Genomic DNA, 23,955 nt, shown 5'->3' on the forward strand with positions numbered 1-23,955 from the left:
CACCATGCCGGAGTTGTCCCAGGTCTCGGTGACCGCGCTCAAGGGAGTCGGCGAGGCCATGGCCGAAAAACTCGCCAAGGTCGGCCTGGAGAACCTCCAGGACGTGCTGTTCCACCTGCCGCTGCGCTATCAGGACCGCACCCGCGTGGTGCCCATCGGTGCCCTGCGCCCGGGCCAGGATGCAGTGATCGAAGGCGTGGTCAGTGGCACCGACGTGGTCATGGGCAAGCGCCGCAGCCTGCTGGTGCGCCTGGGCGACGGCAGCGGCGTTCTGAGCCTGCGCTTCTACCACTTCAGCAACGCGCAGAAGGAAGGCCTCAAGCGCGGCACCCACCTGCGCTGCTACGGTGAAGCGCGCCCGGGTGCTTCCGGGCTGGAAATCTACCACCCGGAATACCGCGCGCTGACCGGCGACGAGCCGGCCCCGGTGGAGCAGACCCTGACCCCGATCTACCCGACCACCGAAGGCCTGACCCAGCAGCGCCTGCGCCAGCTGTGCCAGCAGAGCCTGGCCCTGCTCGGCCCGCGCAGCCTGCCGGACTGGCTACCGGACGAACTGGCCCGGGATTACCAACTGGCGCCGCTGGACGATGCGATCCGCTACCTGCACCACCCACCGGCCGATGCCGACGTCGATGAGCTCGCCGAAGGCCACCATTGGGCCCAGCACCGCCTGGCGTTCGAAGAGCTGCTGACCCACCAGCTGTCCCAGCAGCGCCTGCGCGAAAGCCTGCGCGCCCAGCGTGCGCCGGTATTGCCCAAGGCCAGCCGCTTGCCCCAGCAGTACCTGGCCAACCTCGGCTTTGCACCAACCGGTGCCCAGCAACGCGTGGGCAACGAGATTGCCTACGACCTCAGCCAGCCGGAGCCGATGCTGCGCCTGGTGCAAGGCGATGTCGGCGCCGGCAAGACCGTGGTCGCTGCCCTCGCTGCCCTGCAAGCGCTGGAAGCCGGTTACCAGGTGGCGCTGATGGCACCCACTGAGATCCTCGCCGAGCAGCATTTCATCACCTTCAAGCGCTGGCTGGAGCCGCTGGGCATCGAAGTCGCCTGGCTGGCCGGCAAGCTCAAGGGCAAGGCACGCAGCAGCGCCCTGGAACAGATCGCCGCCGGCGCCCCGATGGTGGTCGGCACCCATGCCCTGTTCCAGGAAGAAGTGAAGTTCAAGAACCTGGCCCTGGCGATCATCGACGAACAGCACCGCTTCGGCGTGCAGCAGCGCCTGGCCCTGCGCCAGAAAGGCGTGGGCGGCCAACTGTGCCCGCACCAGCTGATCATGACCGCCACGCCGATCCCGCGCACCCTGGCCATGAGCGCCTATGCCGACCTGGACACCTCGATCCTCGACGAATTGCCGCCAGGCCGCACCCCGGTCAACACCGTGCTGGTAACCGACAGCCGGCGCTTCGAAGTGGTCGAGCGGGTGCGCGCGGCCTGCGCCGAAGGGCGCCAGACCTACTGGGTCTGCACCCTGATCGAAGAATCTGAAGAGCTCACCTGCCAGGCCGCCGAAACCACTTACGAGGAACTTAGCAGCGCCTTGGGCGAGTTGCGTGTCGGCCTGATTCACGGGCGCATGAAACCTGCGGAGAAAGCCGCGGTGATGGCCGAATTCAAGCAGGGCAATTTGCAGCTGCTGGTGGCAACCACGGTGATCGAGGTTGGTGTCGACGTGCCCAATGCCAGCCTGATGATCATCGAGAACCCCGAGCGTCTGGGCCTGGCCCAATTGCACCAGCTGCGCGGCCGGGTTGGCCGGGGCAGCGCGGTGAGCCATTGCGTGCTGCTGTATCACCCGCCGCTGTCGCAGATCGGCCGCGAACGCTTGGGGATCATGCGCGAGACCAACGACGGCTTCATCATCGCCGAGAAAGACCTGGAGCTGCGCGGCCCGGGTGAAATGCTCGGCACCCGCCAGACCGGCCTGCTGCAATTCAAGGTCGCCGACCTGATGCGCGACGCTGACCTGCTGCCCGCCGTGCGCGACGCCGCCCAGGCCCTGCTAGCCCGCTGGCCGTCACACGTCAGCCCCTTGCTGGAACGCTGGCTGCGCCACGGCCAGCAATACGGCCAAGTGTGACGCCCGTCCCAGATTGCGGCCAGCCCGGGGTTCAAGCTGGTTATACTCATGCGATTGAAAAAATTTTGGATACAGACCATGACTGAAGTTGCTCTGGACACCGCAACCCCCCACGCTCCGTCTGTTATCCGGTTGCTGCTCGACAAGCTCGGCATCGCCTACCGCGAAGTGACCGACCATCCGCAGCTGCCGGCCGCCGCCAAAGTGCAGGCCGTACTGCTGGACGACGAAGTCGGCGCGTTGATGGTGCTGTTCCCGCAAAACCAGTTGCTCGACCTCAGCCGCCTGACCGAGCTGACCGGCCGCAAGCTGGCTGCGGTACCGCTGGAGCGCCTGCGCCACATGCTGGAAAAGCACGGCCTGAAGATCCTCCCGGGGATTCCGGCGCTGACCAGCTCACCGTGCCTGTACGAAGAAAGCCTGCTGCGTCCCGAGCGCCTGCTGATTCACTCCGGTGAAGCCGGGTTGTTGCTGGAGATCGAGCGCGACGACTTCAAGAAGATGCTCAGCAAGGCCAGCGCCGGCAACTTCGGCGAACTGCTGACCAGCATCCGCCCAAATCTCGACCGCCCCCACGACGACCGCGAAGAAATTTCCCAGGCCGTCCAGGCATTCACCGCCCGGCGCATCCAGCAGCGCCTGGAAAGCACCATCGAGATCCCGCCGCTGGCGGAAACCGCGCAAAAAATCATCAAGCTGCGGGTCGACCCCAACGCCACCATCGATGACATCACCGGCGTGGTCGAAACCGACCCGGCCCTTGCTGCGCAAGTGGTCAGCTGGGCGGCTTCGCCCTACTACGCCTCACCGGGCAAGATCCGCTCGGTGGAAGACGCCATCGTTCGCGTACTCGGCTTTGACCTGGTGATCAACCTGGCCCTGGGCCTGGCGCTGGGCAAAACCCTGAGCTTGCCCAAGGACCACCCGCAACAGACCACGCCGTACTGGCAGCAATCGATCTACACCGCTGCGGTGATCGAGGGCCTGACCCGGGCCATGCCACGGGCCGAGCGCCCGGAATCGGGCCTGACCTACCTGGCCGGGCTGCTGCACAACTTCGGCTACCTGTTGCTGGCGCATGTGTTCCCGCCGCATTTCTCGCTGATCTGCCGGCACCTGGAGGTCAACCCGCACCTGTGCCACAGCTACGTCGAGCAACACCTGCTGGGCATCAGCCGCGAGCAGATCGGCGCCTGGCTGATGCGCTACTGGGACATGCCGGATGAGCTGTCCACCGCCCTGCGCTTCCAGCACGACCCGACCTATGCCGGCGACTGCGCCGCCTTCCCCAACCTGGTGTGCCTGGCGGTACGCCTGCTGCGCTCGCGCGGAATCGGCTCGGGGCCGCAGGAAAGCATCCCCGACGAGCTGCTCGAGCGTCTGAACCTGACCCGCGAAAAAGCCGAGGACGTGGTCAACAAGGTGCTGGAAGCCGAAGCCATGCTGCGTGAGCTGGCCTCGCAGTTCAGCCAGCACTGAGGCGTAAGCCTGACCTTGGCGGTCAGGCCTTCTTTTTCGGTTTCAGGTACTTCATCAGGCCCTGGAACCAGATCACCAGCGCCGGGTTGCCCTTGATCTGGATGCTTTTGTCCTGAATCCCCTGCATGAAGGCCAGTTGCTTGTTCTTGGCCTGCAGGGTGGCAAAACCGAACGCGGCATCCTTGAAGGCGATAGCGAAAGCTGGCGCAGGGTGAGTGCCGGATTTGCTGCTGATTCGCAGGTCCTTGACGATGAAATGGCGCGCCGCCTTGCCATCGAGGGTCTGCAGCTGGAACACCAGGTCCTTGTCGGCCAGTTGCTGCTGAAAGGCAGGGTTGTTGCGGCTGGCTTTGGCCATCAGCAGGCCCATGGCCCAAAGGAGAAAGCGAAACTTCATGTGCACGCCTCGGCTAAAAAGTGACTGGCGAAGCAGTTTATAGTCTCGCTACAAAAACGCCATAGTTCTCTACGCTTTACCCGATGATAGCCGCCGTTGGCCTTGTAACCGGGTTATTCACTGACGCCTGAACCTGCTCAACGCGTACAGAATCAACTGGTTCGCGCCGACAGCCGCCAGTGCCGTAGACAACCCCAACACGCTGCAAAACATTGCGCGCAGCGGATGCTGGGGCAACAGGTAGAGCAGGATTGCGGCAGGAATGGCCGCCGCCAGCAGCAACCGCCACTTGAGCCGCGGCACCAGCGCGATCGCCAGGTTCATCAACACCACGAAGTAGAAGATCAGGTACATGCCCATGCCAATCGCGACGCCGCGCGACATCAGCCCGCCGGCCATCTGCCGGTACATTGTCATGCCAGTGTTGTGCAGCCACAGGTAAGTGACAATGGCCAACAGGTGCACAACCAGAGCGATTGCCAGGCGGTAAGGGCGAGTTACAAGCATTTCTGTGTCTCGTCTTCGACCACGCCTTTGTCGCTCAGGCGCTTGATACCGTCCACGGCGCTGTCGCGGTAACCGCTGGCCTCCAGTGCCGCTTGCTGGTAGCAAGCCATGGCGCGGTCATTGTCCTGCTGGCCAAGCTTGCCTGCCTCGTAGGCAAAGCCAAGCTCCACCAGCCCCCGCGGCGACTCCAGCTTCGCCGATTGGCGCAAGGCTTGAAGCGCTTTGCCCGGGTCCTGGCAGACCCGGTCCTCGGCATACTCTTCGCCGTAGCAAACGAAGTGCGCCAGCATGGCCCCGGCGTCCCGTTCAGTGACCATAGCCGCCTCCAGGAGCTGCACGATGGTCGAGTCCGGCAGTCGTTCGGCATCCCCTGAAAAAATCAGGATGACCGCCTGGACTGCGGCCTCGTTGTTGCCCTTGGTAGCGGCACTGAGCAGACTGTTGAGGGCGGCGTTCATCAGTTGCCCAGGGTTGTCGTAGAGCCCTGCCCTGCCCAGATTCTCATAGAGCCTGGCGCGCTCGACATCCAGCTCGCCGGCAACCTTCTCCTGGCGCCCGGTAAAGAAGCCCGCCAGCGACCAGTCATCGATCCGCTGTAACACCCAGCATTGGCCGCGGGTAAAGGTATAGACCTTGAGCAGTTCGCCCTTGGTGTCGTGCAACACCACTTGCCGGCTACCCTCCTGCTCGACCACCAGCCCCAGCGCGGCACGCTTGGCCGGCTGTAGCAAGGCCAGCGACGGGCGCTGCTCCGGGGCCAGCTTGCGGATCGCCACACGCGGTTGCTTGCGACCGGGGTAGATCCGCTGCTCGATCAGCGGGTCAGCCACCAGCGACTGCTGCAGCGCTTCGCTCTGGGCAAAAGCGGCGAAAAAGGCGCCAAAATCGTTGTCGGAGCAGTCCGGCATGTCCGCCGGGGCACCAGCGCAGGTTGTCGCCCCGGCCAGCAGCAGGAACGAGCAGAACCACTGCCGCCACGTCGTCGCAAAGCCTTTCATGGTTTGCCTCTGTCGATCAGCTGTTGAGTGGGAGTACACCAGTAGTCACTGAAACCCAGCCAGTAACCCAGCACATCGCGGATAAAGCGCAGGGCGTTTTCCGGCTTGCGGCAATCGGCCTGCTCGTCGGCCACGTCATAGGGCGTATTGCTGATGAAGTAGTTGAGCCAATGGGGCTTCCAGTTGGGTATGGCGATCTCGATATGCCCATCAGCCTTGTACAAGCTGATCCAGACGATGCCGACAGTGCCGTCGTCTTCGTAATCGCGCATGTCCAAAGAGGTCTGCGAGAACAGCGGCGTGCGGTAAACCTGCTTTTGATTGCTGCGGTCAATGAAACGCAGGTAGGCCAGGTCATCGAAAGGCACCAGCCAGCCACCAACCGGCACATTCTCCATGAGATAACGGCCCGATTCGCTGACCACCCTGACTTCGCCTGGCCGATCGATCAATACCTGGATGTTGTGTCCCACCCAAAGTACCAATGCCCCAACCATCGCCAGGGCAAAATAGTGCCTACGTTTCAAGACCGATCCTTGTTGAATACATTCAGCCGGCCCAACCAGTGGGCAAGTATTATCGCCAGGAAAGTCAGACCACCGGCCAGCGGGCTGAAAAACATCGTTCGCACCGGGTGATCCGGCATCAGCCAGTAGATGATCAACGCCACCAGCGCGCCATTGATCATGAGTTTGTGCTTGAGCCTCGGCACGAAAACGATCACCAGGCTGAAGATCACCATCACATCGAACACCAGCCAGAAAATGGCGCCAGACGCCACGCCGCGGGCGGTGAAGCCGCCGTAGATCTGCTTGTAGTAATGAACCCCGATGTCGTTGAGCACCAGGAACAGGAAGCAAGCCAGCGCATGCACGGCCAGGGCGATCAGCCAGCGTTTGATCATCGGGAGTTTCCTTGCAAAGCCTGGCACCAGCTGCGCACATCGTTCCTGTCGAAGCCCGGGCAGTTGTTGTCGCGGGGGATATAGCGATAGGGGTGCGCGGCTTCGTAGGTGAAGTGGTAGTAGTTGTGCTTGTCCTGGCCGTACAGCCAGTACGACGAGGAGCCCTGGGAAATCTGGTAGGGCTCGAAGGTCAGCATTGAGGATTCGGCGGGGATGAAGTTGTCAGGCTCCATCCACAGCAGCAGCGCGTTCGAATACAACGGCGTGGTCACGCCTGGCAGCAGCAGGAGTACCAGCAACGCCAGGGCCAACCCTTTGCCTTTGCTCATGCCGGCGGCAGGTTCGCATAGTAGGAACCCACCAGTTCCATGACCACCACGGTGGTCAGGCAAATGAACGTCAGCAGGCGATGCCAGAGCTGGTCACGCCAGCGTCGGTGCAGGCTGGTGAGTATCAATATCAGGCAGACAAAGGCCAGGCTGCCGAACAGGTCGCTGTCGGCAACGCCCGCCAGGTAGTTGGGCAAGGTCAAGCCGTCATACATGGCGTTGCCCTGCGCTAGCGGTTAGTGCGAATCCTTCGGTCTTCATCACGGCCCTCCCTGGACACTTCCCCGTCCTTGCGACGGCGGCCGCGTATGCTAGCCAGATGCCAGGGCGGCGGCAATAAAAAACGGGCACCTTGTGCGGTGCCCGTTTTTCACTGCAATCGATCTGTGCGAGGCATCACGGATTGACGCTGTCCTTCAGGGATTTGCCTGGTTTGAAAGCAACAGTGTTGCTGGCCTTGATCTTGACCGGCTCGCCGGTTTGCGGGTTTTTGCCCGTGCGGGCACCGCGGTGGCGCTGCAGGAAGGTACCGAAGCCGACCAGGGTCACGCTGTCCTTGCGGTGCAGGGCGCCGGTGATTTCTTCGAGCACGGCGTTGAGCACGCGGTTGGCTTGCTCTTTGGTGAGATCAGCCTTTTCCGCAATGGCGGCGGCGAGTTCTGGTTTACGCATAGTGAAGCCTCTTTGACGGTTTTTTTGTTGTTATGCCGTGCTGCTCTTGAAGAACAGCGCCCAAGGCACCGCAGGCTCTAAACTGCGGCAGACGGAGTGAGAATGGCATGCCCTCAGGGGCCGCGCCAGTCTCTGGGCGGCCATTGTTGGGGCAAAGGCAGGGGGAATCCGACAGAACGCCGGTTATTTACGCCATCAGCGCCGGAAGTTGCCGATTTAGAGCCAGCTTGTCCATGACGGCGGTGCCGGTCAGGGCATAGCCCAGCAGTTGGCCGTCTGCGTCATGGCAGAGCACCTTGAGGTCGGCGCCCTGGCCTTCAACGCTCCACTGGCCCTCACGGCCATGGGGCACAGGCGACACCACCAGCGGGCAGGCCGGGGTTTTAACCGTAACCGGCATCGGCCCGTAGGCGACCGCTGTCGGGTTGCCGGCCAGGGTTTGCGCCAGCGCCCGGGCGCAACTCATCAACGGCATCACATACAGCAGATTGAGGCCATCGACTTCGGCGCAATCACCGAGGGCGAAGATGTTGGCGTGGGAGGTACGCAGCTGGCGATCAACCACTACGCCGCGATTGACCTGCAACCCCGCAGCCGAGGCCAGGTCGATGCGTGGGCGCAGGCCAACAGCCGAAACCACCAGGTCGCAAGCAATCACGCTGCCGTCGGACAAGTGCGCTTCCAGGCCCTGCTCCAGCCGCTGCAGGCGGGTCAGTACCGGGCCCAGGTGGAAGCGCACGCCCAGCTCTTGAAGGCCGGCCTGAACCGCAGCTGCCGCCATCGGGTGCAGCAAGGTCGGCATGACCTGCTCGCACGGCGCCACCAGCTCGACCTGATAGCCACCCAGGCTCATGTCGTTGGCGAACTCACAGCCGATCAGGCCGGCGCCGAGGATCAGCACCCGTTGCTTGCCAGCGGCGGCGGCGCGAAAACGCGCGTAGTCCTCGAGGTCGTTGATCGGGAAGATCAGCTCGCCCGCATCGCCTTCGACCGGCACCCGCACGGTTTCGGCGCCCCAGGCCAGGATCAGGTCGCGGTAGTGAACCTGCTCTTCACCGATCCACAGGCGTTTGTGGCCCGGGTCGATGCCGCTGATGCGGGTGTGGGTGCGCACCTCGGCCTTGAGCTGCTCGGCCATGGCGCCGGGTGCGGCCATGCTCAGGCCGTCGGCGTCCTTGTTCTTGGCGAAACCGGTGGAAAGCATCGGCTTGGAGTAGGAACGGCCGTCGTCGGCGGTAATCAGCAACAACGGCGTATCGCCGTCGAGCTTGCGAAACTCGCGAGCCAGGTTGTAACCCGCCAGACCTGTACCGACAATCACCACTGGAGCCGTCATGCGCTGCCTTCCTTGAAATCTGATTGAAATGTGATCAGTTGATTTCGATCATCTCGAAATCCATCTTGCCGACACCGCAGTCCGGGCACAGCCAGTCTTCGGGTACGTCTTCCCACCTGGTGCCTGGAGCGATGCCGTCGTCCGGCCAACCGTCAGCTTCGTTGTAGACCAGGCCACAGACAATACATTGCCACTTTTTCATAACGCACTTCCTCGAAAGACTCAGGCATTGGAGTGGCCGCTCTCGTGAAGATTACAGTGGCGGCCATCAAAGAAAGGGCTTTGTACTGGAGCCAGGTGCCAGCATGCAAGCCGGATCGGGCAATCATGCTAAGCTCGGCGTCTCTCTGGCCTGTTATTCGATACCGCCGTGCCGTACGAAACATTGCAAGCGCCCGCTGCACTCTGGCTGCAGCACCCTGACCTGGCAGACAGCACATCGCCCACGACTCGCGACTGGTTGTACGACCAGGGCTCCCTGACCCGCCGCCTGATTCAATTATCCGCCGATCACTTTTGCGTGACACCCCTTTGCGAGGGCTGGCAACGCCTGCGCGAAGACGAATGCCAGGCCCTTGACCTGCCGTTGGGCAGCGAAGGCTGGGTGCGCGAAGTGTACTTGCGCGGCCATGGCCAGCCCTGGGTGTTTGCCCGCAGCGTGGCCGCGCGCAGCTCGCTGGAAAGTGGCGGCCTGGACATGGAAGCGCTGGGCAGCCGCTCATTGGGCGAACTGCTGTTCTGCGAACAGGGCTTTGTCCGCCGGCCCATCGAGGTCTGCCACTATCCGCAGGCCTGGCTGCCGCTGGAGCAGTGCCATGCAGGCTTGTGGGGGCGCCGTTCGCGCTTTGATCGCGACGCCTTGAGCGTGCTGGTGGCCGAGGTGTTCTTGCCTACACTGTGGATTGCCGCCGACACCCCATCGGAGACCCGCTGATGTACCTGCAGTTGCTCAAGTCGTTCAATCGCCTGCACCCCCGGGCCTGGGACTTCATCCAGCTGAGCCGGATGGACCGTCCGATTGGCATCTACCTGCTGCTGTGGCCGACCCTTTCGGCCGTCTGGATTGCCGCCAAGGGCGCGCCGACCCTGGCCAACGTGCTGATATTCACCCTCGGCGTGGTGCTGATGCGCGCTGCCGGCTGCGCCATCAACGATTTCGCCGACCGCAAGGTCGATGGCCACGTCAAACGCACTGCCGACCGCCCGCTGGCCGCCGGACGGATCAACGCCCGCGAGGCGCTGACCCTGTTTGCGGTATTGGTCGGGGTGAGTTTCTTGCTGGTGCTGTGCACCAATGCCACCACGGTGTGGCTGTCGTTCGGCGCTGTGGCGCTGGCGGCCTGTTACCCGTTCATGAAGCGCTACACCTACTACCCGCAGGTGGTGCTGGGGGCGGCCTACTCCTGGGGCATCCCCATGGCCTTCACCGCCGCCACCGGCGAGCTGCCGGCCATCGCCTGGCTGCTGTACATCGCCAACCTGCTGTGGACCGTGGGCTACGACACGTACTACGCCATGGTCGACCGCGATGACGACCTGAAAATCGGGGTCAAATCCACCGCCATCCTGTTCGGTGAAGCCGATCGGGTGATCATCCTCACCTTGCAGGTATTGTCCCTGGGCTGCCTGTTGCTGGCCGGCAACCGCTTCGAGCTGGGCGGCTGGTTCCACCTGGGACTGGTGGCAGCCTTGCTGTGCTTTGCCTGGGAGTTCTGGTCGACCCGCAAGCTGGACCGCGAATCGTGCTTCAAGGCCTTCTTGCACAACCACTGGGCCGGGTTGCTGGTGTTTGTCGGCATCGTGCTGGATTACAGCTTCTGATTCATCGCGGGGCATGCCCGCTCCTGCACCTGTAGGAGCGGGCTTGCCCCGCGACTGAAGGCACTATTACTTGATCACGTGCCAGACGTCTTTCATGCCATCGCCGGTCATGTCACCGGCTTTCTTGTCCTTGATGAAGGTGTACACCGGCTTGCCTTTGTAGGCCCACTGCATCGAACCGTCATCGCGCTTGATTTGTGTCCAGCCCTCTTCAGCCATGTCGCCAGATTTGACCATAAGCGGCGGCCAGTTCTTGGCACACTCATTGTTGCACATGGACTTGCCGCCCGAATCCTTGTCAAAGGTGTAGAGCGTCATTCCAGCATGGTCGACCATCATACCGTTCTTCATCATGGCATGATGGGCCGACGCTATCCCTGGCAACGCCAGTGCCACTGCAGCGAAAAGCGTCATCCAGTTCAGCGTATGTCGTGTCATTGGATTCACCGTAATTCTCGGGAGAGGGAATTTAAGCCTAGCCCAGTAACAGAATGTTGCTGCAATGGCCCACGAGCTGTCACACGACTGCAATAATTCCGTTATCTAATGCGGGCCAAGACACCTTTAATGGAAGAGGTTTAAGCATGGTTGGCAGAAACATTCTGATCGTTGACGACGAAGCGCCAATTCGCGAGATGATCGCCGTTGCATTGGAAATGGCCGGCTATGACTGCCTGGAAGCCGAAAACTCCCAGCAGGCCCACGCCATCATCGTCGACCGCAAGCCGGACCTGATCCTGCTCGACTGGATGCTCCCGGGCACCTCCGGTATCGAACTGGCCCGCCGCCTCAAGCGCGACGAGCTGACCGGCGACATCCCGATCATCATGCTCACCGCCAAGGGTGAGGAAGACAACAAGATCCAGGGCCTGGAAGTCGGCGCCGACGACTACATCACCAAGCCTTTCTCGCCGCGCGAGCTGGTGGCCCGGCTCAAGGCCGTGCTGCGCCGCGCCGGCCCGAGCGATGGCGAAGCGCCGATCGAAGTCGGCGGCCTGCTGCTCGATCCAATCAGCCACCGAGTGACCATCGATGGCAAGCCGGCCGAAATGGGCCCGACCGAATACCGCCTGCTGCAATTCTTCATGACCCACCAGGAGCGCGCCTACACCCGTGGCCAACTGCTCGACCAGGTCTGGGGCGGCAACGTCTATGTCGAGGAACGCACCGTCGACGTGCATATCCGCCGCCTGCGCAAGGCGTTGGGCGATGCCTACGAAAATCTGGTACAAACCGTCCGCGGCACCGGTTACCGGTTCTCAACTAAAAGTTGAGAAAGCTGCAAGCTGTAAGCCCCAAGCTGCAAGAAAGAGCAAAAGCACACGCAGATCCGCTTCAACCTTGCAGCTTGTAGCTTGCAACGTGCAGCTGATCCGCTAAGGATCCCAATTGAACCAGAACTGGCATGGCACCCTGATTCGCCACATGCTGTTGCTGATCACCGTCTGCCTGCTGGCCGGCCTGATCAGCGGCTACTATGGCTGGAGCCTGGCCCTGGGCCTGGCGATCTACCTGGGCTGGACCCTCAAGCAACTGCTGCGCCTGCACGAATGGCTGCGCCTGCACAAACCCGATGAAGCACCGCCCGATGGCTATGGCCTGTGGGGCGAGGTGTTCGACAGCATCTACCATCTGCAACGCCGCGACCAGCGCGTGCGCGGGCGTCTGCAGGCGGTGATCGACCGGGTGCAGGAGTCCACCGCCGCCCTCAAGGATGCGGTGATCATGCTCGACAGCGATGGCAACCTGGAGTGGTGGAACCGCGCCGCGGAAACCCTGCTCGGCCTCAAGACCCCGCAGGACAGCGGCCAGCCAGTAACCAACCTGGTACGTCATCCACGCTTCAAGGAGTACTTCGAGCAGGAGAACTACCTCGAACCGCTGGAGATCCCCTCGCCGATCAACGACCGCATGCGCGTGCAACTGCACATCACCCGTTACGGCAACAACGAGCACCTGATGCTGGTACGCGATGTCACCCGCATCCATCAGCTGGAGCAGATGCGCAAGGATTTCGTCGCCAACGTCTCCCACGAACTGCGCACGCCGCTGACGGTGATCGCCGGCTACCTGGAAACCCTGCTCGATAACGTCGAAGAGGTGAACCCGCGCTGGGTTCGTGCCCTGCAGCAGATGCAGCAGCAAGGCGGGCGCATGCAAACGCTGCTCAACGACCTGCTGTTGCTGGCCAAGCTGGAAGCCACCGACTACCCCTCGGACAACCAGCCAGTAGCGGTCGAGAGCCTGCTGCAATCGATCAAGGGCGACGCCCAGGCATTGTCCGGGCAGCGTAACCAGCGCATCAGCCTGGAGGCGCAGCCGGGCATTCGCCTCAAGGGTAGCGAGGCGGAGCTGCGCAGCGCCTTCTCCAACCTGGTGTTCAATGCAGTCAAATACACCCAGGACGAAGGCCAGATCCGCATCCGCTGGTGGGCCGACGAGCAAGGCGCACACCTGAGCGTGCAGGACTCGGGCATCGGCATCGACCCCAAGCATCTGCCACGCCTGACCGAGCGCTTCTACCGCGTCGACTCCAGCCGTGCCTCCAATACCGGTGGCACCGGCCTGGGCCTGGCGATCGTCAAGCACGTGCTGCTGCGCCATCGCGCGCGCCTGGAAATCAGCAGCGTGCCAGGCCATGGCAGCACCTTTACCTGCCATTTCGCCCCGGTGCAGATAGCCTCGCGCCAGGCATCCTGAGCCGCCGCCCTTTAAATTTGCGCAGTCAGCCGCTACATTGGCTGACTCGCGCCAGCTCATGCTGGCATTGCTGTACTCCCTTTCTTAAAAGACGGACCCCGTAAAACTCCATCATGGACCCTTCCCCTGGTTTCAACCTCGCTGCACTTTTCGCCGATTTCGGCATGATTCTTTTTGCTCTGCTGCTGGTTCTGCTCAACGGCTTCTTTGTTGCCGCCGAGTTCGCCATGGTCAAATTGCGCTCGACCCGGGTCGAGTCGATTGCCGAGCAGCATGGCTGGCGCGGGCAGATCCTGCGCACCGTACACAGCCAGCTGGACGCCTACCTGTCCGCTTGCCAACTGGGCATCACCCTGGCCTCGCTGGGCCTGGGCTGGGTCGGTGAGCCGGCCTTCGCGCACCTGCTCGAACCCCTGCTGGCCGCCGTCGGCGTTGAATCGCCGGAAGTCATCAAGGGCATCTCGTTCTTCAGCGCCTTCTTCGTCATCTCCTACCTGCACATCGTTGTCGGTGAGCTGGCGCCCAAGTCCTGGGCGATCCGCAAGCCCGAGCTGCTGTCGCTGTGGACGGCGGTGCCGCTGTACCTGTTCTACTGGCTGATGTACCCGGCCATCTACCTGCTCAACGCCAGCGCCAACGCCATCTTGCGTATTGCTGGCCAGGGCGAGCCCGGGCCGCACCACGAACACCACTACAGCCGTGAAGAACTCAAGCTGATCCTGCACTCCAGCCGTGGCCAGGACCCTAGCGACCAAGGCATGCGGGTACTGGCCTCGGCGGTGGAAATGGGCGAGCTGGAAGTGGTCGACTGGGCTAACTCGCGGGAAGACATGGTCTGCCTCGATGCCAACGCGCCGCTCAAGGAAATCCTCGCGATGTTCCGTCGGCACAAGTTCAGTCGCTACCCGGTACTCGATGCCGAGCGCGGCGAATTCATCGGCCTGCTGCACATCAAGGACCTGCTGCTGGAGCTGGCCGATCTCGACCATATCCCCGAGTCGTTCAACCTGGCCGAGCTGACCCGGCCGCTGGAGCGCGTGTCGCGGCACATGCCGCTGGCGCACCTGCTCGAGCAGTTCCGCAAAGGCGGTGCGCACTTTGCGCTGGTCGAGGAAGCCGACGGCAAAGTCATCGGCTACCTGACCATGGAGGACGTGCTGGAAGTGCTGGTTGGCGACATCCAGGACGAACACCGCAAGGCCGAGCGCGGCATCCTCGCCTACCAGCCGGGCAAGCTGCTGGTACGCGGCGACACCCCGCTGTTCAAGGTCGAGCGCCTGCTTGGCGTGGATCTGGACCACATCGAGGCCGAAACCCTCGCCGGCCTGGTCTACGAGACCCTCAAGCGGGTTCCGGAAGAGGAAGAGCTCCTGGAAGTCGAAGGCCTGCGCATCATCATCAAAAAGATGAAGGGGCCGAAGATCGTCCTGGCCAAGGTGCTCAAGCTCGATTGAGCCGCCTCAGGGGTTGCCGGCGGTAAAGTTCGGCAGCCCGCCGACGGGCTGGTTGAACTGGTAGGGTATCGACTCCAGCGCCAGCCCGACGTTGCGCTGCACCACAAAGTGCAAGTGCGGGCCGCTGCTGTTGCCGGTATTGCCGGATTTTGCCAGCGGCGTGCCGTACACCACCCGCTGCCCTTCCCTGACCACCACTGAGCCGCGCATCAGGTGCAGGTACACGCCCATGGTGCCGTCTTCGTGAAGGATGCGCACAAAGTTGCCTGACGGATGACTGCCACGGCCGCTCTGGCTGTTTTCGGTCTTGATCACCATCCCTGCCCGTGCGGCGATGATCGGCGTGCCTTCAGGCATGGCGATGTCCATGGCATAACGGCCCTTGGGCCCGAAGTGGCTGTAGCGGCCATTGGGCCCCTGGGTCAGGCGAAAGGGCCCGCCGCGCCAGGGCAATGGGTAACGGAACGCCTGTTGACGCTGGCCCGGGTTGCCCAGGGCAAAATCGAACTTGCTCTTGTAGCTCACCGGCTTGCCGGGCTGGCGGGCACTGAGCAGCGTCAGCGCCACCGTGCTGCGCGCCGGCACCACCCGCCGCACCAAACGCGACGCCCCACCCTGGACATTGCCCAGGCGCTCCAGGCGCAGCTCTACCTCGACCGGCGCGTAGGTGTCGTTACGCGCACTGAAGCGCACGCCTGCGGCAAAGCGGTTGGCCTGCAACTGCACCTGGGTTTCCAGTTGCTCAACCATCCTGTCGCCAAAGACAAACGCCCGGCCGCCGGGAATCGGTCGATCGGAATAGGACACCACGCCGTAGGCGTCGGTACTTTTGTAAAGGGTCATGGCCAGCACAGGGCCGCAGGCCATGAGCAAGGCGCAGAACAGCAGCGTGCGTGCAGGCATGAGTAGTGGCTTTTTGACAGTGAGTGGTCTGTCGAAGCCTAGCAGCGGATTTTGGCGGGGGTATGGCGAGAGTGTTTCAGGGGTGTACCAGGAGACGAACGGTGCATTGATCGCCGGCAAGGCCGGCTCCTGTAGGCGCCGGCTTGCCCCGCGAAGAGGCCAGGCCAGTCAATACATCAGGTGTTGTCTGGATTGCGACCGCTGCGCGCTCGATCGCGGGGCAAGGCCCGCTCCCACAAGGCCTTCAGGCCCCTGGCACGAAGTGCTTCTGCGCCGAACCGCGGGCGATCAGGCGCGACAGGTAGTCGAGCTTCTGCGCATCCTGGTCAACGAACTTGAAGGTCAGTTGCAACCAGTCGCTGTCCGGTTTCGGCTCCAGCGCGGCAACCGCATGCAGGTAGCCGTTGAGGCGGGCGATCTCGGCGTTCTCGCCCTGCTCCAGGTCGAGTACCGCGCCTTCCAGAACCTGTGGCAGGGTTTCGCCACGACGCACCACCAGCAGCGCTTCCTTGAGGCTCAAGGCCTTGATCACACACGGCTGCACGCCGCTTGGCAGGCGCAGTTGGCCCTGGCCACGCCCTGCCGGCGCCGCAGCTGCAGGCTTGGGAGCGCTCACCAGGGGTTTGGCCGCGGCTACCGGGGCCACCGGGGCTGTCGGCTTGACCGTTTCGGCACGGCCGCCAGTCAGGGCGCTCAGCGAGTCGTTGGCAAACGCCGACGTCGCGCGGGTCGGCGCACTGGCCAGCAAGGTGTCGAGCTTGCCGACCTTGGTCAGGGCTTTTTTCACCTTGGTCAGCAGTTGCTCGTTGGTGAACGGCTTGCCGACGAAATCCGAGACCCCGGCCTGAATCGCCTGGACCACGTTCTCCTTGTCGCCACGGCTGGTCACCATGATGAACGGCAGGGTCTTCATCGACTCTTGCTGACGGCACCAGGTCAGCAGCTCAAGGCCGGACATTTCCGGCATTTCCCAGTCGCACAGGACCAGGTCGAAAGCCTCACGGCTCAGCAAGGTCTGGGCCTTGCGGCCGTTGACCGCATCTTCGATGACGATACCGGGGAAGTAGTTACGCAGGCACTTCTTGACCAGGTCGCGAATGAACGGCGCATCATCCACAACCAACACACTGACTTTACTCATCGCCACTCCTATTGAATCCCGACTAGCATAACGCTGACTGATGGCCATTTGCCAAACATTGGGTCACGCCGGGACTCGTTGTTTCGTTCGCGGCTGCCTCACCCGCAAACGAAAACGCCCGGCCAAGGCCGGGCGTTCATTCTCGGGCAGTCTTAGTTATCGTCAGATTTGCCCGGAACATTAGCCTTTTCGCCGCTGCGCTGAACCTCTTCCTGCATACGCTTGAGGCCCAGGTGACGGACGTCGGTACCGCGCACCAGGTAGATCACCAGCTCGGAGATGTTGCGCGCGTGGTCGCCGATACGCTCCAGCGAACGCAGCGCCCAGATCACGCTGAGAACGCGCGAGATCGAGCGTGGATCTTCCATCATGTAGGTGACCAGCTCGCGCAGCGCGGTCTTGTACTCGCGGTCGATGGTCTTGTCGTACTGGGCCACCGACAGCGCCAGGTCGGCGTCGAAACGGGCAAAGGCATCCAGGGCATCACGGACCATGTTGCGCACCTGGTCGCCGATGTGACGCACTTCAACGTAACCGCGAGGCGATTCACCTTCTTCGCACAGCTGGATGGCGCGACGGGCAATCTTGGTCGACTCGTCGCCGATGCGCTCCAGGTCAATTACCGACTTGGAAATGCTGATGATCAGGCGCAGGTCAGACGCCGCCGGCTGACGTCGGGCCAGAATGCGCACGCACTCTTCGTCGATGTTGCGCTCCATCTGGTTGATCTGCTCGTCGACTTCGCGCACCTGCTGGGCCAGGCCCGAGTCGGCCTCGATCAGCGCGGTAACCGCATCGTTGACCTGCTTCTCGACCAGGCCGCCCATCGCCAGGAGGTGGCTGCGAACCTCTTCGAGTTCGGCGTTGAACTGCTGGGAGATATGGTGGGTAAGGCTGTCTTTATCGATCATGCTTTCGCTCCGCGAAAAAGCTTCAAGTAGCAAGCTTCAAGCTTCAAGTTTGTTCGTGTCGTTCCCGGGCTTCACGCTCGCCACTTTCTTGCAGCTTGCGGCTTGAAGCTTGCAACTGCCGCTAGCCATACCGGCCGGTGATGTAGTCTTCGGTCTGCTTCTTCGCCGGATTGGTGAACAGCGTGTCGGTATCACCGAACTCCACCAGCTTGCCCATGTACATGAATGCGGTGTAGTCAGAGACCCGCGCCGCCTGCTGCATGTTATGGGTAACGATGACGATGGTGTACTTGGACTTGAGCTCGTAGATAAGCTCTTCGACCTTCAGCGTCGAGATCGGGTCGAGTGCCGAGCACGGCTCATCGAGCAGCAGTACTTCCGGCTCCACGGCAATGGTACGGGCAATCACCAGGCGCTGCTGCTGACCACCGGACAGGCCCAGCGCCGACTCGTGCAGGCGGTCCTTGACCTCCTCCCACAGCGCCGCACCCTTGAGCGCCCACTCCACGGCTTCGTCGAGCACGCGCTTCTTGTTGATGCCCTGGATACGCAGGCCGTAGACCACGTTCTCGTAAATGGTCTTGGGGAACGGATTGGGCTTCTGGAACACCATGCCAACCCGGCGGCGCAGTTCGGCGACGTCTTCGCCCTTGCGGTAGATGTTGTTGCCGTAAAGGTTGATCGCGCCGTCCACGCGGCAGCCGTCAACCAGGTCGTTCATGCGGTTGAAGGTGCGCAGCAAGGTCGATTTACCGCAGCCGGACGGGCCGATGAAAGCGGTCACACGCTGCTTGGGGATGTTCATGCTGACATCGAACAGCGCTTGCTTGTCGCCGTAGTACAGGCTCAGGCCCGGCACTTCGATGGCTACGGTTTCTTCAGCCAGGCGCAGGCTCTGTTTGTCGCGACCCAGGGCCGACATGTCTATACCGTGAGAATGGGTTTCATGTTGCATGATTTCACTCCGTTTGTAGCTGCAAGCTTCTAGCTGCAAGCTGCAAGTTTGAGCAAAAGCGGCGTGTAGCTTGCCGCTTATGGCTAATAGCTTTCAGTCAACTGTCCAGCGCCTTGTACTTCTCGCGCAGGTGGTTACGAATCCATACCGCCGAGAGGTTCAGGGTGGCGATTACCAGCACCAGCAGCAATGCCGTGGCGTACACCAGCGGCCGCGCGGCCTCGACGTTCGGGCTCTGGAAGCCGACGTCATAGATGTGGAAGCCCAGGTGCATGATCTTCTGGTCCAGGTGCAGGTACGGGTAATTGCCGTCCACCGGCAGCGACGGCGCCAGCTTCACCACACCTACCAGCATCAGCGGCGCCACTTCACCGGCGGCCCGGGCCACGGCGAGGATCATGCCGGTCATCATCGCCGGGCTGGCCATGGGCAGGACGATCTTCCACAGGGTCTCGGCCTTGGTTGCACCGAGCGCCAGCGAGCCTTCACGGACCGTACGCGGAATCCGCGCCAGGCCTTCTTCTGTGGCCACGATCACCACCGGCACCGCCAGCAGCGCCAGGGTCAGCGAAGCCCAGAGCAGCCCCGGGGTACCCAGGGTCGGCGCCGGCAGCGCTTCGGGGAAGAACAGCCGGTCGAGCGAGCCACCCAGCACATAGACGAAGAAGCCCAGGCCGAACACGCCGTAAACGATCGCCGGAACACCGGCGAGGTTGTTCACCGCAATACGGATCAGGCGGGTCACCGGGCCCTGACGCGCATATTCACGCAGGTACACCGCCGCCAGCACGCCGAACGGGGTGACGATCACGGCCATGATCAGGGTCATCATCACGGTACCGAAGATCGCCGGGAAGATCCCGCCTTCGGTGTTGGCCTCACGCGGGTCGTCGCTGAGGAATTCCCAGACCTTGGCAAAATACACGCCCAGCTTGGTGAAGATACCCATGCCGTTCGGCTGGTAGGCATGCACCACCTTGCTCAGGTTGATTTCCACCTCACGACCATTACCGTCCTTGGCCACCAGGCTGTCGCGGCCGAAGTCCTGGTGCAGGCCGCCCAGACGCTCTTCGATGGCCTTGTAGCGGTTGTTCAGCTCGGCGCGCTCGGCTTCGATATCGGCCTGGGCAGCGGCGTCCAGCTTGCCGTCCAGCTCCAGCTTGCGGGTCTGCAGGCGCAGACGCTCAAGACCGTAGTTGATCGCACCGATGTCCTTCTTCTCGAGCTTCTGCAGCTCGCCGGCCAGCTTGTCGGCACGCTTGAGGCGATCTTGCAGCTCGCGCCAGGCCGCCTGGCCTTCGGCGACGACCTTGCCGTTTTCCTTGACGCTGACCAGGTAGCCATAGAAGTTGCCCCACTCGCGGCGCTCCAGGGCGATCAGGTCGACCGGCTTGTGCTGGTCGGTCAGCCATTCGCCGACCACCCAGGTGAAGTCGCTACCGTTGAGGTCGCGGTTACCGACCTTGATCAGCTCGCGGGTCATGAACTCCGGGCCTTCATCAGGCACCGGCAGGCCGGCACCTTTCAAACGGGCACGGGGTACCTCTTCCTTCTGCACCACTTCGCCAACGACGATGTGGTTGGCCTGGCCAGGCACGTTGTAGCTGGCTTGCAGCAGGTCGGCCGGCCAGAAATGGCCCAGGCCGCGCACGGCGATCACGGCGAGCAGACCGATGGTCATGATCACCGCGATGGCGACCGCGCCACCGCTCATCCAGACGCCGGGGGCGCCGCTCTTGAACCAGCTTTTGAGGGAATCCTTTTTCACGGATCGCTACCTTTCTATCAAAGCGACGAGTATTTCTTGCGCAGACGCTGGCGAATCAGCTCGGCCAAGGTGTTCATCACGAAGGTGAACATCAGCAGCACCAGCGCGGCGAGGAACAGCACGCGGTAGTGACTGCCACCGACTTCCGACTCGGGCATCTCCACCGCAACGTTGGCCGCCAGGGTGCGCATACCTTCGAACAGGTTCATTTCCATGACCGGGGTGTTGCCGGTGGCCATCAGCACGATCATGGTTTCACCCACCGCGCGGCCCATGCCGATCATCAGCGCCGAGAAGATCCCCGGGCTTGCGGTCAGGATGACCACGCGGGTCAAGGTCTGCCATGGCGTGGCACCGAGTGCCAGCGAACCCAGGGTCAGGCTGCGCGGCACGCTGAACACGGCGTCTTCAGCGATCGAGTAGATGTTCGGGATCACCGCAAAACCCATGGCGATACCGACCACCAGGGCGTTGCGCTGGTCGTAGGTGATACCCAGGTCGTTGGTAATCCACAGGCGCATGTCGCCGTCGAAGAACCAGGTCTCGATGAACGGGCTCATGTACAGGGCGAACCAGCCGGTGAAGAGGATCACCGGGATCAGGATCGCCGCTTCCCAGCCATCCGGAACCCGCAGGCGCAGCGACTCGGGCAGGCGGCTCCAGGCGAAGCCGGCGACCAGGATGCCCAGCGGCATCAACAGGAACAGGCTGAACACACCCGGCAGGTGGCCTTCAAGGAACGGCGCCAGGAACAGGCCGGCGAAGAAGCCGAGAATCACCGTCGGCATCGCCTCCATCAGTTCGATCACCGGCTTGACCTTGCGGCGCATGCCCGGGGCCATGAAGTAGGCGGTGTAGATGGCGGCGGCAATGGCCAGCGGCGCAGCGAGGATCATCGCGTAGAACGCGGCCTTCAAGGTACCGAAGGTCAGCGGCGACAGGCTCAGCTTGGGTTCGAAGTCGGTGTTCGAGGCGGTCGACTGCCAGACATACTTGGGCTCGTCGTAGTTCTCGTACCAGACCTTGCTCCACAGCGCGCTCCAGGACACTTCCGGGTGCGGGTTCTTCAGGGTCAGCGGCAGCAGCTTGCCGCCTTCTTCGATGATGATGCGGTTGGCCCGTGGCGACAGCGCCAGAATGCCCGCGCCTTCAGCGGCCGGCTCGACCAGCAGGGTACGGTGCGCGGTGCTGTGGAACACGCCGAGCTTGCCGTCAGCGTCGAGGGCAACGAAGCCCTTGCGGCGCTCTTCGGCATCGATCTGCACCACCGGCGCCTTGCCCATCTGGAACTCGCGAATGCGCTTGAAGCGCTGCTCGCCATCCGGGTCGCGGGCCATGAACCACTGGGCCAGGCCGCCCTTGGAGTCACCGATGATCAGCGAGATACCACCCACCAGCTGAGTGCTGGCGGTGACTTCGGCATTGCCGTCGTCAAGCAGCTTGTAGCGGCCGTTGAGGCTCTTGTCGCGCAGGCTGAAAACGTCAGCCTGGGCACGACCGTTAATGACATACAACCACTGCTGGCGCGGGTCGATGAAAATGGCTTTGACCGCTTCGGTCATCTGCGGCAGCTCGATACGGCTCTGCTCGCTGGTGACTTCGCCGGTCATCATGTTCTCTTCGCGGCTCAGCGACACCACCTGCAGGTGCGCACCGGTGGAACCGGCCACCACCAGGGTCTCGCCATTGACGTTGAGGCTGACATGCTCCAGCGCCCGGCCCTGGTCATCCAGGGCGAAGGGCTCCTGGCCATAGGGGTAGTCGATGGCCGGAGTGATGGTTTTCTTGTTGTCCGGGTAGGTGATCTTGTAGCTATGACTGAACACCAGCGCCTGGCCATTGGACAGGCCCAGCACCACCAGCGGGTTACCCGGCTGATCGGCACCGATCGAGGTCACCTGGGTGCCAGCCGGCACCGGCAGTTCGACGCGCTTGAGCTCGGCACCGCTCTTGGTGTCGAAGAACAGCGCCTGGCCCTTGTCGGAAACCCGCATGCCGACCAGGTTCTGCTCTTCCAGGGCGATCATCAGCGGCTTGCCGGCGTCCTGCTGCAGCCAGGTCGGCTCCAGGGCCTTCTTGCTGGTCAGGGTAGCGCCCTGGAACAGCGGTACGACCACATAGGCCAGGTAGAAGAAGATCAGGGTAATGGCTGCCAGCACGGCAAGCCCGCCCACCAGTACATACCAGCGGGTCAGGCGATCCTTGAGCGCACGCATGCGCCGCTTGCGTTGCAGTTCGGGCGTATTGAAGTCAATCCGCACGGGGGGAGAATTTTGGGTCATGGTGGAGTTGGCCAGATCATTCATGCGCACACCCTAGCGGTCCCGTATGACAAAAACATGACAATGCAGTGACGCAAAAAAGCCCGCCGCGCAGATACCCCTGGCAGCGGACTCGCAATGAGTGGCGAGACCGGGACAAAACCCGCCCCCGCCGGTCCTTCAGTTACTTCTTCGCAACGTTGCCGTTGTGATTCAGGCCCAGGTCAGCCAGGGCTTTATCAACCACTTTGGCTGGCAGCGGGATGTAACCATCCTTCACCACCACTTGCTGGCCGGCTTGCGACAGCACCAGCTTGACGAACTCGGCTTCCAGCGGGGCCAGAGGCTTGTTCGGCGCCTTGTTGACGTAGACGTAGAGGAAGCGCGACAGCGGGTAGGTGCCGTTCAGGGCGTTGGCTTCGTTGTCTTCAACGAAGGCACCGCCTTCTTTCTTGGCCAGGGCTACAGTCTTGACGCTGGCGGTTTTGTAGCCGATGCCCGAGTAACCGATGCCGTTCAGCGAGCTGCTGATCGACTGCACGACCGAAGCCGAGCCAGGTTGTTCGTTGACGTTAGGCTTGAAGTCGCCTTTGCACAGGGCTTCTTCCTTGAAGTAGCCGTAGGTGCCGGACACCGAGTTACGGCCGAACAGCTGCACTGGCTTGTTGGCCAGGTCGCCGGTCACGCCCAGGTCACCCCAGGTTTTCACGTCGGCCTTGGCGCCGCACAGGCGGGTCGAAGAGAAGATTGCATCGACCTGGGCCATGGTCAGGCCTTTGATCGGGTTGTCCTTGTGTACGAATACGGCCAGGGCGTCGACGGCAACCGGGATGGCGGTTGGCTTGTAGCCGTACTTCTGTTCGAAGGCCTGCAGCTCGACGTCCTTCATCTTGCGGCTCATCGGGCCGAGGTTGGCGGTGCCTTCAGTCAGCGCGGGTGGCGCGGTGGAGGAGCCGGCAGCCTGAATCTGGATGTTGACGTTCGGATATTCCTTTTTGTAGGCCTCGGCCCACAGGGTCATGAGGTTGGCCAGGGTATCGGAACCGACGCTGGAGAGGTTGCCCGACACACCGGTGGTCTTGGTGTAGGTCGGAATAGCAGGGTCAACAGCGGCAACCGCATTGGCGGTGGCAACGCCAGCGGCGACGAAAGTCAGGGCCGCCATCAAACGCTTCAGTTTCATGCCTTGCTCCTAGCAGGAATTGGGGTGAGATGGATCGGGCCCAAGTATCTGCAGGCCGTATGACTACTCTATGAATCGAATGTGACAATTAGATGAAAGGCCATCACCGGCGAGCGGTGATGGCCTTTTCAAAATGTTGCGAGGTTTGATTTAGAG

The 23,955-nt window shown here is 62.5% G+C and carries 25 protein-coding genes; 7 read left to right on the forward strand and 18 right to left on the reverse strand.

Going from position 1 to position 23,955, the window contains the following annotated elements; genetic code table 11:
• Positions 1-4: 4 nt before the first annotated feature.
• Both recG and LOY37_RS26915 read left to right on the forward strand, forming a co-directional pair.
• Entirely contained in the window at positions 5-2,080 is a 2,076-nt protein-coding gene (recG, locus tag LOY37_RS26910) for an ATP-dependent DNA helicase RecG (protein WP_093377989.1), read from the forward strand.
• Positions 2,081-2,158: 78 nt separating this feature from the next.
• Positions 2,159-3,559: an aminoacyl-tRNA deacylase and HDOD domain-containing protein gene (locus LOY37_RS26915; protein ID WP_045199549.1), complete on the forward strand. Its 1,401-nt coding sequence runs from the start codon at positions 2,159-2,161 to the stop codon at positions 3,557-3,559.
• 22 nt (positions 3,560-3,581) lie between these two features.
• Here LOY37_RS26915 and LOY37_RS26920 read toward each other — a convergent pair whose 3' ends face one another.
• From LOY37_RS26920 to LOY37_RS26965, 10 genes are all read right to left on the reverse strand, one after another.
• The gene (locus LOY37_RS26920; protein WP_045199547.1) at positions 3,582-3,956 is read right to left on the reverse strand and encodes a helicase; all 375 of its coding nucleotides are present in this window, start codon (positions 3,954-3,956) and stop codon (positions 3,582-3,584) included.
• Positions 3,957-4,073: 117 nt separating this feature from the next.
• Positions 4,074-4,463 (reverse strand): hypothetical protein, encoded by a 390-nt coding sequence (locus tag LOY37_RS26925; RefSeq protein WP_045199545.1) that lies wholly within the window; start codon positions 4,461-4,463, stop codon positions 4,074-4,076.
• Positions 4,454-5,461 (reverse strand): sel1 repeat family protein, encoded by a 1,008-nt coding sequence (locus LOY37_RS26930; protein WP_093377984.1) that lies wholly within the window; start codon positions 5,459-5,461, stop codon positions 4,454-4,456. Before LOY37_RS26930 ends, LOY37_RS26925 begins: the two co-directional genes overlap by 10 nt.
• Positions 5,458-5,988: a hypothetical protein gene (locus LOY37_RS26935; RefSeq protein WP_258608644.1), complete on the reverse strand. Its 531-nt coding sequence runs from the start codon at positions 5,986-5,988 to the stop codon at positions 5,458-5,460. The genes LOY37_RS26930 and LOY37_RS26935 overlap by 4 nt, the downstream gene beginning before the upstream one ends.
• Complete coding sequence (locus LOY37_RS26940; RefSeq protein WP_258716070.1) at positions 5,985-6,365, reverse strand: hypothetical protein; 381 nt, start codon at positions 6,363-6,365, stop codon at positions 5,985-5,987. The genes LOY37_RS26935 and LOY37_RS26940 overlap by 4 nt, the downstream gene beginning before the upstream one ends.
• Positions 6,362-6,694 carry a hypothetical protein gene (locus LOY37_RS26945; protein ID WP_045199539.1) on the reverse strand — a complete coding sequence of 111 codons (333 nt, stop codon included), beginning with the start codon at positions 6,692-6,694 and terminating at the stop codon, positions 6,362-6,364. The genes LOY37_RS26940 and LOY37_RS26945 overlap by 4 nt, the downstream gene beginning before the upstream one ends.
• A complete protein-coding gene (locus tag LOY37_RS26950; RefSeq protein WP_045199537.1) occupies positions 6,691-6,909 on the reverse strand; it encodes a hypothetical protein in 219 nt (72 codons plus the stop codon). The genes LOY37_RS26945 and LOY37_RS26950 overlap by 4 nt, the downstream gene beginning before the upstream one ends.
• 181 nt (positions 6,910-7,090) lie before the next feature.
• A complete protein-coding gene (locus LOY37_RS26955; RefSeq protein WP_003213368.1) occupies positions 7,091-7,366 on the reverse strand; it encodes an HU family DNA-binding protein in 276 nt (91 codons plus the stop codon).
• Positions 7,367-7,553: 187 nt separating this feature from the next.
• Complete coding sequence (locus tag LOY37_RS26960; RefSeq protein WP_093377970.1) at positions 7,554-8,702, reverse strand: NAD(P)/FAD-dependent oxidoreductase; 1,149 nt, start codon at positions 8,700-8,702, stop codon at positions 7,554-7,556.
• A gap of 34 nt (positions 8,703-8,736) precedes the next feature.
• On the reverse strand, positions 8,737-8,904 hold the full coding sequence (locus LOY37_RS26965) for a rubredoxin (protein WP_045199533.1): 168 nt from the start codon (positions 8,902-8,904) through the stop codon (positions 8,737-8,739).
• Positions 8,905-9,072: 168 nt separating this feature from the next.
• Here LOY37_RS26965 and LOY37_RS26970 point away from each other — a divergent pair, with 168 nt between their 5' ends.
• Positions 9,073-9,636, forward strand: a complete 564-nt coding sequence (locus LOY37_RS26970) for a chorismate lyase (protein WP_045199531.1) — start codon at positions 9,073-9,075, stop codon at positions 9,634-9,636.
• Positions 9,636-10,523: a 4-hydroxybenzoate octaprenyltransferase gene (gene ubiA, locus LOY37_RS26975; protein WP_123566976.1), complete on the forward strand. Its 888-nt coding sequence runs from the start codon at positions 9,636-9,638 to the stop codon at positions 10,521-10,523. Before LOY37_RS26970 ends, ubiA begins: the two co-directional genes overlap by 1 nt.
• Positions 10,524-10,589: 66 nt before the next feature.
• Here the strand turns inward: ubiA and LOY37_RS26980 are convergent, their stop codons facing one another.
• On the reverse strand, positions 10,590-10,961 hold the full coding sequence (locus tag LOY37_RS26980; protein ID WP_258716071.1) for a hypothetical protein: 372 nt from the start codon (positions 10,959-10,961) through the stop codon (positions 10,590-10,592).
• Positions 10,962-11,107: 146 nt separating this feature from the next.
• Here LOY37_RS26980 and phoB point away from each other — a divergent pair, with 146 nt between their 5' ends.
• The 3 genes from phoB to LOY37_RS26995 all read left to right on the forward strand — a co-directional run bounded on the left by phoB (position 11,108) and on the right by LOY37_RS26995 (position 14,677).
• Complete coding sequence (phoB, locus tag LOY37_RS26985; RefSeq protein ID WP_010225936.1) at positions 11,108-11,797, forward strand: phosphate regulon transcriptional regulator PhoB; 690 nt, start codon at positions 11,108-11,110, stop codon at positions 11,795-11,797.
• A 151-nt stretch (positions 11,798-11,948) separates the two neighbouring features.
• Positions 11,949-13,223: a phosphate regulon sensor histidine kinase PhoR gene (phoR, locus tag LOY37_RS26990; RefSeq protein WP_230090937.1), complete on the forward strand. Its 1,275-nt coding sequence runs from the start codon at positions 11,949-11,951 to the stop codon at positions 13,221-13,223.
• A 113-nt stretch (positions 13,224-13,336) separates the two neighbouring features.
• Entirely contained in the window at positions 13,337-14,677 is a 1,341-nt protein-coding gene (locus LOY37_RS26995) for a hemolysin family protein (protein ID WP_045199523.1), read from the forward strand.
• A 6-nt stretch (positions 14,678-14,683) separates the two neighbouring features.
• On the opposite strand, the gene LOY37_RS27000 is transcribed toward LOY37_RS26995, so the two are convergent.
• The 7 genes from LOY37_RS27000 to LOY37_RS27030 all read right to left on the reverse strand — a co-directional run bounded on the left by LOY37_RS27000 (position 14,684) and on the right by LOY37_RS27030 (position 23,799).
• Positions 14,684-15,580 (reverse strand): peptidoglycan DD-metalloendopeptidase family protein, encoded by an 897-nt coding sequence (locus tag LOY37_RS27000; RefSeq protein WP_258716072.1) that lies wholly within the window; start codon positions 15,578-15,580, stop codon positions 14,684-14,686.
• Between the two features lie 244 nt (positions 15,581-15,824).
• Positions 15,825-16,721, reverse strand: a complete 897-nt coding sequence (locus LOY37_RS27005; protein WP_045199519.1) for a response regulator — start codon at positions 16,719-16,721, stop codon at positions 15,825-15,827.
• Between the two features lie 152 nt (positions 16,722-16,873).
• Positions 16,874-17,632 carry a phosphate signaling complex protein PhoU gene (phoU, locus tag LOY37_RS27010; protein ID WP_038997986.1) on the reverse strand — a complete coding sequence of 253 codons (759 nt, stop codon included), beginning with the start codon at positions 17,630-17,632 and terminating at the stop codon, positions 16,874-16,876.
• 121 nt (positions 17,633-17,753) lie between these two features.
• Positions 17,754-18,587: a phosphate ABC transporter ATP-binding protein PstB gene (gene pstB, locus LOY37_RS27015; protein WP_045199517.1), complete on the reverse strand. Its 834-nt coding sequence runs from the start codon at positions 18,585-18,587 to the stop codon at positions 17,754-17,756.
• A gap of 97 nt (positions 18,588-18,684) precedes the next feature.
• The gene (pstA, locus tag LOY37_RS27020) at positions 18,685-20,301 is read right to left on the reverse strand and encodes a phosphate ABC transporter permease PstA (RefSeq protein ID WP_176794310.1); all 1,617 of its coding nucleotides are present in this window, start codon (positions 20,299-20,301) and stop codon (positions 18,685-18,687) included.
• Positions 20,302-20,372: 71 nt separating this feature from the next.
• Positions 20,373-22,661 carry an ABC transporter permease subunit gene (locus tag LOY37_RS27025; protein WP_045199513.1) on the reverse strand — a complete coding sequence of 763 codons (2,289 nt, stop codon included), beginning with the start codon at positions 22,659-22,661 and terminating at the stop codon, positions 20,373-20,375.
• A 139-nt stretch (positions 22,662-22,800) separates the two neighbouring features.
• Entirely contained in the window at positions 22,801-23,799 is a 999-nt protein-coding gene (locus LOY37_RS27030; RefSeq protein ID WP_045199510.1) for a phosphate ABC transporter substrate-binding protein PstS, read from the reverse strand.
• Positions 23,800-23,955: the final 156 nt, after the last annotated feature.

It is taken from the genome of Pseudomonas sp. B21-012 (assembly GCF_024749305.1).
Lineage (GTDB): Bacteria > Pseudomonadota > Gammaproteobacteria > Pseudomonadales > Pseudomonadaceae > Aquipseudomonas.

Bases quoted from the DNA above. Each gene is read 5' to 3' on its own strand.
- recG (WP_093377989.1), top strand. From the start codon at position 5: ATGCCGGAGTTGTCCCAGGTCTCGGTGACCGCGCTCAAGGGAGTCGGC.
- LOY37_RS26915 (WP_045199549.1), top strand. From the start codon at position 2,159: ATGACTGAAGTTGCTCTGGACACCGCAACCCCCCACGCTCCGTCTGTT.
- LOY37_RS26920 (WP_045199547.1), bottom strand. From the start codon at position 3,956: ATGAAGTTTCGCTTTCTCCTTTGGGCCATGGGCCTGCTGATGGCCAAA.
- LOY37_RS26925 (WP_045199545.1), bottom strand. From the start codon at position 4,463: ATGCTTGTAACTCGCCCTTACCGCCTGGCAATCGCTCTGGTTGTGCAC.
- LOY37_RS26930 (WP_093377984.1), bottom strand. From the start codon at position 5,461: ATGAAAGGCTTTGCGACGACGTGGCGGCAGTGGTTCTGCTCGTTCCTG.
- LOY37_RS26940 (WP_258716070.1), bottom strand. From the start codon at position 6,365: ATGATCAAACGCTGGCTGATCGCCCTGGCCGTGCATGCGCTGGCTTGC.
- LOY37_RS26945 (WP_045199539.1), bottom strand. From the start codon at position 6,694: ATGAGCAAAGGCAAAGGGTTGGCCCTGGCGTTGCTGGTACTCCTGCTG.
- LOY37_RS26950 (WP_045199537.1), bottom strand. From the start codon at position 6,909: ATGTATGACGGCTTGACCTTGCCCAACTACCTGGCGGGCGTTGCCGAC.
- LOY37_RS26955 (WP_003213368.1), bottom strand. From the start codon at position 7,366: ATGCGTAAACCAGAACTCGCCGCCGCCATTGCGGAAAAGGCTGATCTC.
- LOY37_RS26960 (WP_093377970.1), bottom strand. From the start codon at position 8,702: ATGACGGCTCCAGTGGTGATTGTCGGTACAGGTCTGGCGGGTTACAAC.
- LOY37_RS26965 (WP_045199533.1), bottom strand. From the start codon at position 8,904: ATGAAAAAGTGGCAATGTATTGTCTGTGGCCTGGTCTACAACGAAGCT.
- ubiA (WP_123566976.1), top strand. From the start codon at position 9,636: ATGTACCTGCAGTTGCTCAAGTCGTTCAATCGCCTGCACCCCCGGGCC.
- LOY37_RS26980 (WP_258716071.1), bottom strand. From the start codon at position 10,961: ATGACACGACATACGCTGAACTGGATGACGCTTTTCGCTGCAGTGGCA.
- phoB (WP_010225936.1), top strand. From the start codon at position 11,108: ATGGTTGGCAGAAACATTCTGATCGTTGACGACGAAGCGCCAATTCGC.
- phoR (WP_230090937.1), top strand. From the start codon at position 11,949: ATGCTGTTGCTGATCACCGTCTGCCTGCTGGCCGGCCTGATCAGCGGC.
- LOY37_RS26995 (WP_045199523.1), top strand. From the start codon at position 13,337: ATGGACCCTTCCCCTGGTTTCAACCTCGCTGCACTTTTCGCCGATTTC.
- LOY37_RS27000 (WP_258716072.1), bottom strand. From the start codon at position 15,580: ATGCCTGCACGCACGCTGCTGTTCTGCGCCTTGCTCATGGCCTGCGGC.
- LOY37_RS27005 (WP_045199519.1), bottom strand. From the start codon at position 16,721: ATGAGTAAAGTCAGTGTGTTGGTTGTGGATGATGCGCCGTTCATTCGC.
- phoU (WP_038997986.1), bottom strand. From the start codon at position 17,632: ATGATCGATAAAGACAGCCTTACCCACCATATCTCCCAGCAGTTCAAC.
- pstB (WP_045199517.1), bottom strand. From the start codon at position 18,587: ATGCAACATGAAACCCATTCTCACGGTATAGACATGTCGGCCCTGGGT.
- pstA (WP_176794310.1), bottom strand. From the start codon at position 20,301: ATGAGCGGTGGCGCGGTCGCCATCGCGGTGATCATGACCATCGGTCTG.
- LOY37_RS27025 (WP_045199513.1), bottom strand. From the start codon at position 22,661: ATGAATGATCTGGCCAACTCCACCATGACCCAAAATTCTCCCCCCGTG.
- LOY37_RS27030 (WP_045199510.1), bottom strand. From the start codon at position 23,799: ATGAAACTGAAGCGTTTGATGGCGGCCCTGACTTTCGTCGCCGCTGGC.